The organism is Bacillus sp. SIMBA_074 (assembly GCF_046534555.1).
Classification (GTDB): domain Bacteria; phylum Bacillota; class Bacilli; order Bacillales; family Bacillaceae_G; genus Bacillus_A; species Bacillus_A mycoides.
Genome location: NZ_JAWRYM010001382.1, coordinates 1 through 228, shown reverse-complemented (window position 1 = coordinate 228; position 228 = coordinate 1). Strand labels below are relative to the sequence as shown.

General features: G+C 41.2%; 1 pseudogene. It reads left to right on the top strand.

Annotated features, from left to right (window positions below):
- Window positions 1-133: 133 nt before the first annotated feature.
- Window positions 134-228: pseudogene (locus SB773_RS35235) on the top strand (PH domain-containing protein); the annotation flags it as partial.

Below are 228 nucleotides of genomic sequence, written 5' to 3'. Positions count from 1 at the left end.
CAATCGATTCAAGCTGACACCTATATGTGGGAGTCAGCTTTTTTCAAGTCTGGGAACAAAAAGGTGCACACTCTGTCGTATACATATAAAAATAGAGCATGTGAAATGAGAAAACAGATCGGGGGAGAGAAATATGGGATTGTTTGATGGCTTGATGGGCAATGCCTCGGAGGTCAATATTGCAGAAGTCCAAAATGAACTTGGTCAGATTTTGGCGAAAAATGAACG